The organism is Leyella stercorea DSM 18206, from assembly GCF_000235885.1.
In the GTDB taxonomy this organism is placed as follows: Bacteria; Bacteroidota; Bacteroidia; order Bacteroidales; family Bacteroidaceae; genus Prevotella; species Prevotella stercorea.
Map to the genome: position 1 here is coordinate 10,924 of NZ_JH379441.1, position 13,314 is coordinate 24,237.

12 protein-coding genes are annotated in these 13,314 nt (G+C 53.8%); 4 read left to right on the forward strand and 8 right to left on the reverse strand.

Going from position 1 to position 13,314, the window contains the following annotated elements; translation table 11 throughout:
• Positions 1-43: 43 nt before the first annotated feature.
• From HMPREF0673_RS07880 to HMPREF0673_RS07895, 4 genes are all read right to left on the reverse strand, one after another.
• Positions 44-2,422, reverse strand: a complete 2,379-nt coding sequence (locus HMPREF0673_RS07880; RefSeq protein WP_007900582.1) for an ABC transporter permease — start codon at positions 2,420-2,422, stop codon at positions 44-46.
• A 16-nt stretch (positions 2,423-2,438) separates the two neighbouring features.
• Entirely contained in the window at positions 2,439-3,119 is a 681-nt protein-coding gene (locus HMPREF0673_RS07885) for an ABC transporter ATP-binding protein (RefSeq protein WP_007900584.1), read from the reverse strand.
• A gap of 153 nt (positions 3,120-3,272) precedes the next feature.
• Positions 3,273-4,520 carry an efflux RND transporter periplasmic adaptor subunit gene (locus tag HMPREF0673_RS07890; protein WP_007900587.1) on the reverse strand — a complete coding sequence of 416 codons (1,248 nt, stop codon included), beginning with the start codon at positions 4,518-4,520 and terminating at the stop codon, positions 3,273-3,275.
• Positions 4,505-5,830, reverse strand: coding sequence for a TolC family protein (locus HMPREF0673_RS07895; RefSeq protein WP_007900590.1), 1,326 nt, complete (start codon positions 5,828-5,830; stop codon positions 4,505-4,507). Before HMPREF0673_RS07895 ends, HMPREF0673_RS07890 begins: the two co-directional genes overlap by 16 nt.
• Before the next feature lie 183 nt (positions 5,831-6,013).
• Here HMPREF0673_RS07895 and HMPREF0673_RS07900 point away from each other — a divergent pair, with 183 nt between their 5' ends.
• The 3 genes from HMPREF0673_RS07900 to HMPREF0673_RS07910 all read left to right on the forward strand — a co-directional run bounded on the left by HMPREF0673_RS07900 (position 6,014) and on the right by HMPREF0673_RS07910 (position 8,224).
• Positions 6,014-6,538 (forward strand): response regulator, encoded by a 525-nt coding sequence (locus HMPREF0673_RS07900; protein WP_007900593.1) that lies wholly within the window; start codon positions 6,014-6,016, stop codon positions 6,536-6,538.
• A 163-nt stretch (positions 6,539-6,701) separates the two neighbouring features.
• A complete protein-coding gene (locus HMPREF0673_RS07905) occupies positions 6,702-7,559 on the forward strand; it encodes a sensor histidine kinase (RefSeq protein ID WP_007900594.1) in 858 nt (285 codons plus the stop codon).
• Between the two features lie 149 nt (positions 7,560-7,708).
• The gene (locus tag HMPREF0673_RS07910) at positions 7,709-8,224 is read left to right on the forward strand and encodes an RNA polymerase sigma factor (protein WP_007900599.1); all 516 of its coding nucleotides are present in this window, start codon (positions 7,709-7,711) and stop codon (positions 8,222-8,224) included.
• A gap of 137 nt (positions 8,225-8,361) precedes the next feature.
• On the opposite strand, the gene pckA is transcribed toward HMPREF0673_RS07910, so the two are convergent.
• The 3 genes from pckA to HMPREF0673_RS07925 all read right to left on the reverse strand — a co-directional run bounded on the left by pckA (position 8,362) and on the right by HMPREF0673_RS07925 (position 10,929).
• A complete protein-coding gene (gene pckA, locus HMPREF0673_RS07915) occupies positions 8,362-9,963 on the reverse strand; it encodes a phosphoenolpyruvate carboxykinase (ATP) (protein WP_007900602.1) in 1,602 nt (533 codons plus the stop codon).
• Between the two features lie 205 nt (positions 9,964-10,168).
• Entirely contained in the window at positions 10,169-10,567 is a 399-nt protein-coding gene (locus tag HMPREF0673_RS07920) for a HEPN domain-containing protein (RefSeq protein WP_007900603.1), read from the reverse strand.
• Positions 10,561-10,929 (reverse strand): nucleotidyltransferase domain-containing protein, encoded by a 369-nt coding sequence (locus tag HMPREF0673_RS07925; RefSeq protein WP_281032425.1) that lies wholly within the window; start codon positions 10,927-10,929, stop codon positions 10,561-10,563. The genes HMPREF0673_RS07920 and HMPREF0673_RS07925 overlap by 7 nt, the downstream gene beginning before the upstream one ends.
• 190 nt (positions 10,930-11,119) lie before the next feature.
• Between HMPREF0673_RS07925 and argS the strand changes: the two genes are divergently transcribed.
• Positions 11,120-12,937 (forward strand): arginine--tRNA ligase, encoded by a 1,818-nt coding sequence (gene argS, locus HMPREF0673_RS07930; RefSeq protein ID WP_007900622.1) that lies wholly within the window; start codon positions 11,120-11,122, stop codon positions 12,935-12,937.
• On the opposite strand, the gene HMPREF0673_RS14245 is transcribed toward argS, so the two are convergent.
• On the reverse strand, positions 12,868-13,314 hold a 447-nt coding region (locus HMPREF0673_RS14245), incomplete at its 5' end, for a hypothetical protein (RefSeq protein ID WP_216589898.1). The genes argS and HMPREF0673_RS14245 overlap by 70 nt on opposite strands.

The window sequence follows — 13,314 nt, forward strand, 5'->3', positions numbered from 1 at the left end:
TTGTAGGAGGGTATGGCATCCCTGCCATACCCTCATATTCAAATCACTCGGTCTTGATACTCTCCACTGGGTTCTGCGTCGCTACGCGCCACGACTGCGCCACGACCGTTGCAATGACAACGGCAGAGACACCGACGAAGCTGAGCGGGAAGAGCCACCAGTGGAGCGGCGTGTGCTCGGCGAAGCTCTGCAGCCACTGCATACTGAGCCACCAGCCCACGGGAGCTGCAACGACGAACGACACCACGAGCGGCACGGTGTAGCGCATGGCGAAGAGGCGCACGATGGAACCTACCGACGAACCCATCACCTTGCGTATGCCTATCTCCTTGCGGCGATACTCGGTCTCGAACATCGTCAGCGAGAACACACCGATGATGGTGATGATGATGCAGATGATGGCGAAGAACTTCACCTGCGATATGAAGCGGAACTCGTCGACGTAGGTCTGCTGAAGGTCGTTGTCGAGGAAGTTCATCTCGTACTTCTGCGACGTGTCGAGACGGTTGAGCACGTCGGTTATGCGGCGCTTTGCCTCCACCTTGTCCTGACCCTTAGCGACGCGCACGAACACCTGGTTGCAGCGGTCGCCCCACTGCTCCATGTCCGGTCCGAAGATGATGAACGCAATAGCCACACGACTATTGTCGTTGCGCATCGACTTCAGCTTGAAGTTGTTGCAGACGCCCACAATGAGGTAGTTTGACGTAGGTCCCCATTCGTTCTGACGACCGATAGAGTCGCCCACGGCGAGCCATTTGTACTGCTGCATGGCAGCCTTATTGAGCACGTAGGCACCCGTCTTCATGTCAGCCTCGTTGAAGTTGCGACCCTCCAGAATCTTCAGCCCCATAGTTTGCGGATACTCATAGTCGCAGGGCAGCACCTGCAGCGACATCTGATGCTCGCCACTTCCACGTCCCCAACCCATATACTGATCACCAGAACCGATAGCCTTTTGTGCAAAGCCGACATTCTCTACAAACGGAAGCTTCTTCAGTTCGGTGCGTATTGTCTCGCGCTTAGCCTTTGCCTCATCAGAGAGCCATGTGTAGAACACCTCGTTCTTGTTGAAGCCATAGTCGCAGTTGAAGATGTAGCTCGACTGGCTCGACATGACACCTATATATATAGCGAGCACGAAAGCCACGCAGAACTGCACCGCCATTATCGCCAGGCGCAGCTGTCTGCCGCGCGGCGAGAGTCCGAACGAGCCTTTCAGCACCAGAGCCGGGGCGAACGACGTGCTGTAGAACGCCGGCACAACAGCCGCCAACGCTCCCACAACGAGTGCCGACGCAGCCATGACGGCGACAAGAAGCCAGTGTGCCGAGAAGCTGATGTCGCCCGAAACGAGCTTCATGCACGCCTCGCTGCGCTGGAACGCCACGACAAGCAGAACGCCGATGACCAATCCGACAAAAGCGAACAGCACGCTCTCCATTATCATCTTAAGGCGCAGACCGCCTACAGAGGCTCCCATCACACGGCGTGTGTTGATGCCGCGCATACGAATCGGCACCTCGGAGAGCGAGAAGTTGAGCAGATTGAGCAGGGCGATGAACAACACGAAGACAGAAGCCACGGTGAGCACGTCGACAAGACTGCGGTTGCCCTTGTCCTGCAGTCCGATGCCAGAGAAGTAGATATCGTCCACGGGAGTGATGCGGAAATTCATTTTCACCTCCTTGTCAAACTCCTTCTCGCTTATGTCGTTGGCTTTCATAAATGCGAGCTTTATGGCACGCTCCACCTTTTTAGGGTTTGTGCCATCGGCAAGTCGCAGAAAGATGCAGTAGCTCCACTCGCTCCAGTCGGTCAGTCCGCTCTCGTTATCGCAGATATACAAGCCGTTGGACACAGTACAGTTGTCGGGCATATCCTCGCTCACGCCCACCACGGTGACGGGTATCGTTCCGCCATCATTGTTGTTTATAGCTTCGAACGTCTTGCCCACAGCATTCGCCGTACCGAACATCTTCTCGGCATTGCTGCGGTTAACGATGGCAGTAGCTCCGGTGCCCCATGACTTGCTTGAGCCGGAGATGAGTTTGCCGGTAAAGAACTCAATGCCAGGCTTGCTCATGTACACAATTGGCACGGTTATGGTGCGGTTGTTCACCTTAACATCGGTCTGATTGACATACGGACTGTAATAGACAACACTCTTAACCTGCGGAATATCCCTAAGCATAGTGGCGAACGGACGGCATATGGTGCAACCCCAGTTGTCGCCGAACAGATTGCCGTAGATTTCGAGGCGGTACATGTGCTCGTAGTCGTTGAGGTTGTGGTTGTACGTGCGGTTGTATATCACCTGTGTCATGAACAGGTAGAACGTCGCTACAGCCACACTCAAGCCGAAGAGGTTGAGCAGCGTGGCTATGCGGTAGCGGCGGAACATATATAGGAATGTCTTCATTATCGTTTCGTTTTAGTTAAAGAATTCTCTCGCTGCCCTCCACAACCTGTCCGTCGAAGAGATTGATGATGCGGCTTGCCATCTGCGCGTCGTGCAGCGAGTGGGTCACCATTACGATTGTGGTGCCCTCGGCATTGAGCTGCGAGAGCAGTTCCATGACAGCCAGACCGCTCTTCGAGTCGAGATTACCCGTAGGCTCGTCGGCGAGGATGAGTTTCGGCTTGCCCACCACGGCGCGAGCTATCGCCACACGCTGCTGCTGACCGCCAGAGAGCTGCTGCGGATAGTGCTTTGCGCGATGGCTCAAGCCCACCTTGCGCAGTATCTCTGTCACACGCTCGCGGCGCTCCTTCGACGGTACGCCCATATAGCGCAGCTGCAGATCGACATTCTCCTCAACGGTAAGCTCGTCGATAAGGTTGAAGCTCTGGAACACGAAGCCGATGCGTCCGCGACGGTAGCGTGTGCGGTCCTTCTCCTTGAGGTTAGCTACGGGTTCGCCGTCAAGCAGATAATCGCCCGAGTCGGGATTATCGAGAAGTCCGAGGATGTTCAGCAGCGTCGACTTGCCACAGCCGCTCGGTCCCATTATGGCGACGAACTCGCCGTCTTCTACATTTATACTAACGCCGTTGAGGGCGACTGTTTCCACTTCTTCCGTGCGGAAGATCTTGGTAAGGTTCTGAGTCTTTATCATAATTTATGCTATTTATTTTTGGGGGGAATAGGCCTCTCTAAGCCTCTTTAGGCCTTTCTAAGCCTTGGGAAAACTAAGCCTTTAAGCCTTTCTAAGCCTTGGGAAATCAATGGTAACCAAGCCCTCCCCGATGGGGAGGGTTGGGAGGGGCTTTTACTTTATCACCAGCACCTCATTATCCTTGAACGCTTCGTATCCGCTGGTGATGACGCGCTCGCCAGGCTCCAGTCCGTCGGTCACCTCGTAGTATTGCGGGTTCTGGCGGGCGATGCTGATGTTGCGGCGGTAAGCCTTGCGTCCCGACTTGTCGAGCACGAATATCCAGTTGCCGCCGGTGGTCTGGAAGAACGTGCCGCGCGGGATGAGCGTGGCCTGCTGCGACTTGCCGAGAGCCAGCTCCACGTAGAAGGTCTGTCCGCTGCGCATCTGCGCCGGGCGTTCGCCGACGAAGACAAAGTCGGTGCGGAACGTTCCGTTGCGCACTTCGGGATATACCTTGCGCACACGCAGGAGGTAGGTCTTGCCGTCGCGACTGAACGAAGCCGAGAGGCCGGGACGCACGCGGTCGATGTAGTGCTCGTCAATCTGCGCCTGCACCTTGAAGTCGGAGAGGTCGTTTATCTGTCCGATGTTCTGTCCGGCAGCGATGTTCTGCCCCAACTCAACGTCGAGCAGTCCGAGTTCGCCGTCGATAGCCGAGCGCACCTCGAGCTTGTTCTTGCGGTCGCGCACTAAGAGTACGTTCTTGCGCATGTTGTCGAGGTTGTCCTCCATCTGCGCCATCTGCACGTGGCGGTAGATGCTGTCCTGCTTCAGTCGCTGCGAGATAAGACTCTGCTTGCGTAGGGCGAGGTTATAGTCCTCACGACTCTGCAGATACACCTCCTTGCTGATGAGGCGCTCCTTGTAGAGGCGTGCGTTCTGTTCGTAGGCGCGGCGCTTGCGGTCGCAGTCGGTGTCGAGTGTCGCCTGCTCGGTACGATTGTTGAGTCGGTCCTGCTGCATCGCCACCTGCGTGTTGCGCAGCAGGTTCTGCTTCTCGGCGAGTTCAGCCTCAGCATTCAGAATCTGAAGGTCGAGGTTACTGTTGCTGAGTCGGAGTATCACGTCTCCCTTTCTGACACGTGTGCCCTCCTCCACAACCTTCTCGCGCACTATGCCACCCTCCTCGGGCGAGATCTGTACCACCTGGATAGGCAGCACCTGTCCGTTGAGACGCACATAGTCGTCGAACTTGCCGCGCGTGACGTCGCTGATGGTGATGTCTGTGGCGTCTATGGTCATCGTACTGGCAGTTGTGCCGAGTACTATCCACACGAGGAGCGCAGCGAGTGCGGCAGCCGCAGCGATATACCATGCGTAGCGGCGGAGGAATGATTTCTTTTCTATTTGTCGGTCCATGATGGTTCTCCTTTATAATATGCTAATAATCTTTTGTTGTACATCATTGTGAGTTGGCTCTGCAGCAGTCTGACCCTCGACTGCAGGAGCGTGACAGCCGCCGTGCGCACGTCGATAGACGATGCCATGCCCTCCTCGAACTTGCGTGTGGTGAGGTAGGCGGCTAAACTGTCAGCCTCAACCTGATCCTGCATCTTCTGCACCTCCTTGGTGCTGTTCTCAACGTCGGCGACAGCTTCGGCAATGATGCGCTGCAGTTCGGAGCGTTCGTAGTTGAGCGATTCGCGTGCTCTATCAAGAGCAATGCGGCGCGAGCGAACGGATGAGACAGAGCCGAGTCGGTTGAAGATAGGGATGCTCAGCGAGAGAGTCACGTATTCGCCGGCATTATTCTTGAACTGCTGACCGAACGGTGCGTGTCCACCCACGTCCATATTACGATAGAACGAGGTGGAGACACCGCCGGAGAGAGAGAGTTTCGGTAGGAATGCACCACGGGCAGCGCGCAGGGCGTAACGTGCTGCAGCCACGTTGCCCGCAGCCTGCGCTATGCGCGGATTGGTTGTGAGTGCTACATTATATATATTATAGGCATTGTCGGTAGGCAGAAGCGAGGCATCTACCGAGGGCTTTTCTACAACGAGCGTGTCGGCAATGGGGAAGTTCATCTGCTGCTTCAGCGCGAGCAGTGCCTTCGTGGTCTGACTCTGCATGTGTGTCAGCTCGTAGTCGTCGGCAGCTAATGTGGCTCGCATCTGCGCCACATCGGCTTCGCTCTTCTGCCCCACCTCAGCCATCACCTCGGTCTGGTGGAGCAGCGCACGACTCTCGTCGCGTTTGCGGCTGGTGTGCTCCACGGCACCCTCGCAGTAGAGCAGATCCATGCACGCCTTGTACACCCTCAGTCGCACAGCATCTTTCTCCGCCTGCAACGCCGAGTGCCCCATAGCCACATTGGCGCGAGCCATGCGCAGTTCGTTGTAACGCTGCAGTCCGTCGAAGACTACGAGCGATGCCTGCAAGCCGTAGCCGTTATAGAAGGTGTTGACATCGGTGTAGGTGTTGGTCTCGGGGTCGATGGCGCGTCCGAAGTTCATCTGTGCGCCCACCGAGCCGTACACTTCGGGCAGGAAGGCACCGATGGCACGTGTGCGTTCGGTGCGACTTGCGTCGAGGTCGTACTGCTGCAGGCGCACCGTGTGACTGTGCTCGGCGGCGTACTCCATGCAACGCTCCACGCTCCACGGTTCGGCAGCCTGAGCCGACAGGGCGGCAAGCAGGGCGAATAGGGTTATGAATGGTCGGTTCATTGTATCTGTTTGCTTTATTTCTACGACAAAATTACGCCATTAAGCAGACAACGGGAAGTGTTTGGTGCGGAAAAACGGCGGTTGTATGATAATCATACAGCAGAGTGTATGAAAATGATACACATGTGTCAGTGGCTTGCACTTTTTTTTGTACTTTTGCATTAGAAACATAAAGTGCTTAATATGAGCAACTATTACAACACGATACTCATCGTCGACGACAACCCGGCGATACTCACCGCTTTGAAGATTTGCCTTGCAGGAGTGTTCACGCGCATCGTGACACTCAGCAGTACGGACCGGCTCGTAGCCACTATGAGCGAAGAGCAGGTGGACGTGGTGCTGCTCGACATGAACTTCTCATTAGGCGTGAACACGGGGCAGGACGGACTGTTCTGGCTGCGCACGCTGAAGAATCTGCATCCCGACACGCCGGTGGTACTGATGACGGCGTATGCCGACGTGCAGTTGGCGGTAAAGGGACTGAAGAACGGGGCTGCCGACTTCGTTACGAAGCCGTGGGACAACGACGAACTGGTGCGCACGCTGCGCGACGCGGTGGAGAAGAGTCGCGAAGTGGTGACGCTCGACAAGCTCGAACAGCAGCATGTGCATCGCGTGGTAGAACAGTGCCACGGCAATATGAGCAAGGCAGCGGAACTGTTAGGAATAACAAGACAGACGCTGTATAGGAAGTTAAAAGGTTGAGATGGTGAGATGGTGTGGTGGTGAGATATGATGTTGTAATGGTGAGGTGATGTGGTGACAATAGTGAGAAATCTCAACATCTCAACAAAACAACATCTCAACATCATATCTCACCACCTCACCACCACAACATCTCACCATCACAACACCTCACCATCACAACATGGCACCATATATAATTGCCCTTCTCACCGCACTCCTCGTAGTGCTCTTCGTACTTGAGTGGCGCCACCAGCGTCGCCTCTCCACTCGTGTGCACCTCATGCGCGAGGCACTGCGCAACCGCGACTTCATGTTCCGCCTGCCTACGGACAGCATCATGCCCGGCGAGCGCGAACTGCAGAAGATGCTCAACGAGATGGGCGGAGAGATTAACCAACTGATGGCGCGCAGCGAGGTGGAGTCGTGGCAGCGGCTGACACGCGTGTTGACGCACGAGATAATGAACGCCGTGACACCGATACAGAGCATCACGCAGGCGTACATAGGCAGCAAGATGGTGAAGGGAACGCCGCTCGAAGAGGGCATCCAGGCGATATACGACACGAGTCGCAGTCTGTCGGCGTTCGTGGAGAGCTACCGCAAGATGACGCAGCTGCAGACGGTGAACATCGAGGAGATAGACCTGCAACGACTCGTTACCAATCTGCAAACGCTCTACCACAACCTCACATGGCACGTAGACCTCGTCAACGTACAGACGCTGCGTGCCGACGCAAGCATGATGCACCAGGTGCTTACCAACATCGTGAAGAATGCGGCGGAGGCTGGCGCGCAAAACATAGACATCTGCGCACGCCGCACCGACCAGTGCACGCAGCTGCGCATCAGCAACGACGGCACGCCGATAGCGGCGGAGGTGGCACGCGAGGTGTTCGTGCCGTTCTTCACCACGAAGCGCACGGGGTCGGGCATCGGGCTATCGCTATCGCGACAGATGATGATGGCGCAGGGCGGCAACCTCGCTCTCGCCGACCACGCACAAGCAGGATACCACACCACGTTCGTCGTAACGCTGTAGAAGGAGCTACAGCTAACTTCAGGGGGTGCAGCTATCTCAGCTGCACCAATAAACAAAATGGTGCTATTAACAAGGATGGTGCACTTATACTATGATGGTGCACTTGAGACAAGTGCACCCCCTAAAAAAAAACAAACAAAAGTTCTCGAATGACAAAGATTAGTTTCGCAAGCGACATATTGCCAATGAAGGATATCCTCTACCGCCTCGCACTACGCATCACGCTGAGCCGCGAGGAGGCAGAGGACATCGTGCAGGATACGCTCATACGTGTCTGGAACCGTCGCGACTCGTGGGATACCATCGAGAACATCGAGGCGTTCGCACTCACCGTCTGCCGCAACATGGCACTCGACCGACTGCGGCTGCACGAGAACCAGAATGCGTCGCTCGACGACACGCCTGTGGAGAGCAACCCCACGGCGACGGCTAACCCATACGAGCGCACCGTGCAGCGCGAGAAAGTGCAGATTGTGCGGCAGCTCATTGATGCCCTGCCCGAGAAGCAGCGCGCATGTATGCAGCTGCGCGACATGGAGGGCAAGACGCACAAGGAGATTGCAGCGGTGCTCGGAATCACGGAGGAGCAAGTGAGGGTGAACATCTTCCGCGCACGACAAACCATCAAGCAGCAGTTCGAACGCTACGAGAACTACGGACTATAAACACAAAAAGGTCTGCCTCCCGCAAGGGAAGCAGACCTTTTCTTTATTTGGTCTTTATCGTAATGTCTACGAATGTCATAAGCTCTCGCGCTGAAGCGTGAAGAGCTTACGCCGTGAGACCCATACTTGCGTATGGATTAGAGCTGAGGACCAGCAGCAACGAGAGCCTTACCAGCCTCGTTGTTTGTGTACTTAGCGAAGTTCTTGATGAAGCGAGCAGCGAGGTCCTTAGCCTTCTCCTCCCACTGAGCAGCCTCAGCGTAAGTGTCGCGCGGATCAAGAATCTCAGTAGCTACACCAGGAAGCTCTGTCGGAACCTTGAAGTCGAACATCGGGATCTGCTTTGTAGGAGCCTTGTCGATGTCACCGCTGAGGATAGCGTCGATGATACCGCGTGTGTCGCGGATAGAGATACGCTTGCCTGTGCCGTTCCAACCAGTGTTTACGAGGTAAGCCTTAGCGTTGTTCTTCTCCATCTTCTTAACGAGCTCCTGAGCGTACTTAGTTGGGTGCAGCTCGAGGAATGCCTGACCGAAGCAAGCAGAGAATGTCGGAGTCGGCTCTGTGATGCCGCGCTCTGTACCTGCCAACTTAGCTGTGAAGCCAGAGAGGAAGTAGTACTGAGTCTGTGCCGGTGTCAGGATAGATACTGGAGGCAGTACGCCGAATGCGTCAGCTGAGAGGAAGATAACCTGCTTAGCAGCTGGTGCAGAAGAACCCGGCTGGATGTTATTGATGTGGAAGATCGGGTAAGAAACACGTGTGTTCTCAGTAACGCTCTTGTCAGCGAAGTCGATCTTGCCGTCAGCAGCTACTGTTACGTTCTCGAGGAGAGCGTTGCGGCGGATAGCGTTGTAGATGTCCGGCTCAGACTCCTTGTCGAGGTTGATAACCTTAGCGTAGCAGCCACCCTCGAAGTTGAAGATACCGTTGTCGTCCCATCCGTGCTCGTCGTCGCCGATGAGGAGACGCTTCGGGTCGGTAGACAGAGTTGTCTTACCTGTACCAGAGAGACCGAAGAAGATTGCTGTGTTCTGACCGTTCTTGTCGCAGTTAGCAGAGCAGTGCATAGAAGCGATGCCCTTCAACGGGAGGTAGTAGTTCATCATAGAGAACATACCCTTCTTCATCTCACCGCCGTACCATGTGTTGATGATAACCTGCTCGCGGCTTGTTGTGTTGAATGCTACACAAGTCTCAGAGTGGAGACCGAGCTCCTTGTAGTCAGCAACCTTTGCCTTAGAAGCGTTGTATACAACAAAGTCAGGCTCGAACTGCTCGAGTTCCTCTGCTGTCGGACGGATGAACATGTTTGTTACGAAGTGAGCCTGCCAAGCAACCTCAACGATGAAACGAACAGCCATACGTGTATCCTTGTTAGCACCGCAGAAACCGTCTACTACATAGAGGTTCTTGTTGCAGAGCTCTTCCTTAGCGATAGCCTTAACCTTGTGCCAAACTTCCTCAGACATCGGGTGGTTATCGTTCTTGTACTCCTCTGAAGTCCACCATACAGTGTCCTTAGAGTTCTCGTCCATTACGATGTACTTGTCCTTAGGAGAACGACCGGTGTAGATACCTGTCATTACGTTTACTGCACCAAGCTCTGTCTGCTGGCCTACCTCGAAGCCCTCAAGGCCTGCCTTTGTCTCCTCTTCGAACAACTGCTCGTAAGAAGGATTGTGAGCGATTACTGTAGAACCAGTAATGCCGTACTGTGTCAAATCTAACTTTGCCATTTTTAAAAAATAATTATTTAGATGTGAATTGAATTATCCTTTAAATTCCACCGCAAAGGTATTAAAAATCTTCAATAAACCCATGTTTCACACGTACAAAATTTGCATCGCATTATCTTATTTTTGTTAAATAATCAGAAATTGCGGCGTACGCATGGCGTATTGCAATACGCAGTTTGCAAATTGTAGTCAATTGACGTTTTGCTTATTTGAATGTTATAAGCCTTTCCATCTCGCTAACGAACGACTCAACCCTGTCGAAATAGGGCATCACCTCTTCTTCTGTTGCGTCGTACATATCGTCATAATCGCCAGACTGCCTCAACTCGTAAAGACGCGAAAAAAGTCTGCCATAAGACCTGTCCAACAGTCCTGTGGCTACAAACTTCTCGCCAATAAGATGTATGACTCCAGCATGAGTCTTAGCTGTAAAACCTTTATCTAACAATAATGCTGATGCCATGTGAAAAACACTATAATAGAGCCGATTGCCTGTAAGGTTCCAATATCTCAGTTTAGATATCTCGCGCGCCTCTTCAAGACTCTTGCGTGATTTCTCTATCCTATAAGCTATCACGTTTCTTCTCATTTCGGTCTCTAACATAGCTCCACTCCCTCTCTTTCTACATTCTCATAAAATGGGCTTCCTTTGCGCATAGCCCAATCCTTCATTGAATATATTATCGGATGAATCATCTGATTGATTTTCCAACCTAATTCCCACAGAGGATATGAATAGTCATCGTGATCGCCTTCCTCTACCTTATCCTTATTCAAAAGCACAAGAATGTCCCAATCCGAATTTGCCATAGCTTCATTTCTGGCTCTCGAACCAAAAAGTATAACCTTGGCATCTTTCGGAATAATAGAGGAAACCGTCTCTTTGATAGAGCGAATTACAGCATCGTCCGTGTGTTCTAATGAGAGTCTATTCATAACTTTATATTTATATCCATTGGCAAATATCGTATTAATAATCGAGAAATCAAAATAAAACGGATGGATATTTTCATATTCGGTGCAAAATCATTAAAACATGCGGATTCTATGAGATAATATTCGTAACTTTGCACTCAACTTCCTACATTATATATAATCTACAAGCAACAGGTTGTGTATAATGTGATATGACAGCGAATAAAAATACAACGAAACAATGACAATAGAACAGCAGATTATCAACGCTGCCCAGGCGGCAGTGAAAGAGCTTTACGGTCAGGAAGTGCCCGAGAAGATGGTGCAGCTTCAGAAGACCAAGAAGGAGTTTGAGGGCAACCTCACGCTCGTAGTGTTCCCGTTCCTTAAGATTTCGCGCAAGAAGCCCGACGAGACGGCGCGCGAGATTGGCGAGTACATCAAGCAGAACTGCGAGGCTATCGCCGACTTCAACGCTGTGGGCGGTTTCCTCAACCTCGTCATCGACAAGAAGGCGTGGCTCGCGCTGCTCAACGAGATGAACCTGAACGAGAAGTTCGGCGAGAAACCCGTCACTGAGGCTTCGCCACTGGTGATGATTGAGTACTCGTCGCCCAACACCAACAAACCGCTCCACCTCGGACACGTGCGCAACAACCTGCTCGGATGGTCGCTGGCGCAGATCATGGAGGCTAACGGCAACCGCGTGGTGAAGACCAACATCGTGAACGACCGCGGCATCCACATCTGCAAATCGATGCTGGCTTGGCTGAAGTTCGGCAACGGCGAAACACCTGAGACTTCGGGCAAGAAGGGCGACCACCTCATCGGCGACTACTACGTGGCGTTCGACAAGCACTACCGTGCTGAGGTGGCTGAGCTGAAGGCTAAATACGTGGCTGAGGGCATGGACGAGGAGCAGGCTGAGAAGAAGGCGAAGGAAGAGTCGCCGCTCATCAAGGAGGCTCACGAGATGCTCGTGAAGTGGGAGCAGAACGACCCTGAGGTGCGTGCGCTCTGGAAGAAGATGAACGACTGGGTATATGCTGGCTTCGACGAGACATATAAGGCACTCGGCGTGGGCTTCGACAAGATATACTACGAGTCGAACACCTACCTCGTAGGCAAGAAGAAGGTGGAAGAGGGACTGGCTAAGGGTCTGTTCTTCCGCAAGGACGACAACTCCGTATGGGCTGACCTCACCAACGAGGGTCTCGACCAGAAGTTGCTGCTGCGCAGCGACGGCACCAGCGTGTACATGACTCAGGACATCGGCACAGCCGAGATGCGCTTCAACGACTTCCCAATCGACAAGATGATCTACGTCGTGGGCAACGAGCAGAACTACCACTTCCAGGTGCTCTCTATCCTGCTCGACCGCCTCGGCTTCAAGTGGGGCAAGGAGCTCGTACACTTCTCTTACGGTATGGTGGAGCTGCCTAACGGCAAGATGAAGAGCCGCGAGGGTACGGTCGTAGATGCCGACGACTTGATTGCAGCTATGGTGGCTGACGCCAAGCAGACAAGCGAGGAGCTGGGCAAGTTCAAGGACATGAGCGAGGAGGAGCGCAACGAGATTGCACGCATCGTGGGTCTCGGCGCGCTGAAGTACTTCATCCTCAAGGTTGACGCTCGCAAGAACATGCTCTTCAACCCAGAGGAGTCGATTGACTTCAACGGCAACACCGGTCCGTTCATACAGTACACATACGCACGCATCCGCTCTATCCTGCGCAAGGCTCAGGCTGAGGGCATCAACATCCCGGCTACTCTCGCCGACACAATGCCGCTCAACGAGAAGGAGATTGAGCTTATACAGAAGCTCAACGAGTTCGGTGCGGCTGTGGAGCAGGCTGGCAAGGACTACTCTCCGAGCGGCATCGCCAACTACTGCTACGAGCTGACAAAGGCGTTCAACCAGTTCTACCACGACTACTCTATCCTCGGTGCCGATACCGAAGAGGAGAAGGTGGTGCGCCTCGTCCTTGCTCAGAACGTTGGCAAGACGCTGAAGAACGGCATGGCGCTGCTCGGCATCGAGGTGCCGGAGCGCATGTAAAGCAAAAGAAAAGCCATCCGCATCGGTCGATGCGGATGTCTGCGTCGGTCGGTGCAGATGTCTGCGTCGGTCGGTGCGGATGTCTGCGTCGGTCGGTGCGGATGTCTGCGTCGGTCGATGCGGATGTCTGCGTCGGTCGGTGCAGATGTCTGCGTCGGTCGGTGCGGATGTCTGCGTCGGTCGGTGCGGATGACACACATAGCACAAACACACATAAAAAAGCCACGCTTCCCATCGAGAAGCGTGGCTTTTTCGTAGGAGGGTATGGCATCCTGCCATACCCACGCCATTAGCATGTTTAAAGAGTAACGCCAACCAATGGCAGCGTGATACATAACGCCAACCAGTGGCAGCGTGGGTATGGCAGGATGCCATAC

Excerpts from the sequence above, each read along its gene's own strand:
- HMPREF0673_RS07885 (WP_007900584.1), bottom strand. The coding sequence starts at position 3,119 with ATGATAAAGACTCAGAACCTTACCAAGATCTTCCGCACGGAAGAAGTG.
- HMPREF0673_RS07910 (WP_007900599.1), top strand. The coding sequence starts at position 7,709 with ATGACAAAGATTAGTTTCGCAAGCGACATATTGCCAATGAAGGATATC.
- HMPREF0673_RS07890 (WP_007900587.1), bottom strand. The coding sequence starts at position 4,520 with ATGGACCGACAAATAGAAAAGAAATCATTCCTCCGCCGCTACGCATGG.
- HMPREF0673_RS07905 (WP_007900594.1), top strand. The coding sequence starts at position 6,702 with ATGGCACCATATATAATTGCCCTTCTCACCGCACTCCTCGTAGTGCTC.
- HMPREF0673_RS07895 (WP_007900590.1), bottom strand. The coding sequence starts at position 5,830 with ATGAACCGACCATTCATAACCCTATTCGCCCTGCTTGCCGCCCTGTCG.
- argS (WP_007900622.1), top strand. The coding sequence starts at position 11,120 with ATGACAATAGAACAGCAGATTATCAACGCTGCCCAGGCGGCAGTGAAA.
- HMPREF0673_RS07900 (WP_007900593.1), top strand. The coding sequence starts at position 6,014 with ATGAGCAACTATTACAACACGATACTCATCGTCGACGACAACCCGGCG.
- HMPREF0673_RS07880 (WP_007900582.1), bottom strand. The coding sequence starts at position 2,422 with ATGAAGACATTCCTATATATGTTCCGCCGCTACCGCATAGCCACGCTG.
- pckA (WP_007900602.1), bottom strand. The coding sequence starts at position 9,963 with ATGGCAAAGTTAGATTTGACACAGTACGGCATTACTGGTTCTACAGTA.
- HMPREF0673_RS07920 (WP_007900603.1), bottom strand. The coding sequence starts at position 10,567 with ATGTTAGAGACCGAAATGAGAAGAAACGTGATAGCTTATAGGATAGAG.